The sequence below is a fragment of the Streptomyces sp. NPDC051173 genome, assembly GCF_040689515.1.
Classification (GTDB): Bacteria; Actinomycetota; Actinomycetes; order Streptomycetales; family Streptomycetaceae; genus Streptomyces.
In genome coordinates this window covers 1-1315 of the sequence record NZ_JBFBBD010000178.1, presented here as the reverse complement: position 1 = coordinate 1315, position 1315 = coordinate 1, and the positions used below count along the sequence as shown (strand labels likewise).

Here is a 1315-nt window from a genome sequence, read left to right as displayed (position 1 = left end):
GTGCCGTTCCGGCTCCTGTTCGAAACACTGGCCGGCCCCGTGGCACAGCCGATCACGCCAGGGGTGCGCTACCGCTGCTGGCGCACGGTCGCCTTCGACGGATGCAGCTCCACCAAGGCTCCTGACCGGCCGCGCGTCTGCGCCTGGCTCGGCAAGCACAAGCACCGCTACGGCACGGACGGATATCCGATGCTCAAGATCATGGTGCTGTGCGAGACCGGGACCCGGGCCCTGCTCGGTGCGGTCTTCGGCCCGACGCCGGAGAAGGAGACCGGCTACGCCGAGCAACTGCTGCCGCTGCTGGACGACGGCATGCTGCTGCTGAACGACCGGGGCTTCGACTCCGACGACTTCCTCGCGAAGGCCGCCGCCACCGGCGCACAACTGCTGGTGCGGCTGAAGGGAACCCGGACACCCGCCCGCTGGGCACTGCTGCCGGACGGGTCGTTCCTGACCAGGATCAACGGGACCCGGCTGAGGATCATCGACGCGCACATCGTGGTGACAACGGCCAAAGGGCTGCGGCTGAACGGTCACTACCGTCTGGCCACCACGTTGACCGACCACCGCCGCTACCCCGCCTCCGATTTGGTGGAGCTCTACCACGAACGCTGGGAGATCGAGTCGGCGTTCTATTCACTCCGTCACACGTTGCAGCGCGGCCTGGTGCTGCGCTCGCAGGACGCGGCAGGACTCCAACAGGAGCTCTGGGCTCACCTGACCGTCTATCAGGCACTGCGCCGGGCCATGGTCGAGGCTGTCGAGACGGTCCCCGGCACGGACCCGGACCGGGCTTCCTTCACCATCGCCCTGGAGACAGTCAAGGATCAGCTCGTCGCCGCGACCGATGTGCTGCCCGATTCCGGACCGGGCCGCATCACAACGGCCCTGCTGCACGATCTCCTCCCGTCCCGCCGGGCCCGCGTCAATCCGCGTCGCGTCAAGTGCCCGATCTCCCGCTATGCCGCCCCGCCCGACCAGGCACAGGTCCTCGGGGCCTCAAGGATCACCGACATCGCGGTCACGGTGCGTTCGTCCGCTGAGAACAGTCGTGATGGGCGTCGTGACCGCACTCTGCAACTGCTGCGAACCGACCCTCTACGCGGCTGGCGCGCATGCGAAATCGCCCGCGGAATCGGACTGGACGACGCCCAAGGACTACGTGCGGAACTGGGGCGCTGGGTTCGCGAGGGCATCCTTCGCCGCACCGGACGAGGCATCTACATCCTCGAACCCGAGTGGATCACGCTCGACCTCAAGCACCCCGTCACCCCACCCTTGACAACGCCGGCTCGCCCTTAACTCCGTGGTCTTG

1 protein-coding gene is annotated in these 1315 nt (G+C 67.6%); it reads left to right on the top strand.

The window, feature by feature from the left end; all coding sequences use genetic code 11:
• A partial coding sequence (locus AB0435_RS34195) for a transposase (RefSeq protein WP_366428744.1) occupies window positions 1-1302 on the top strand: 1302 nt, incomplete at its 5' end.
• Window positions 1303-1315 lie beyond the last annotated feature (13 nt).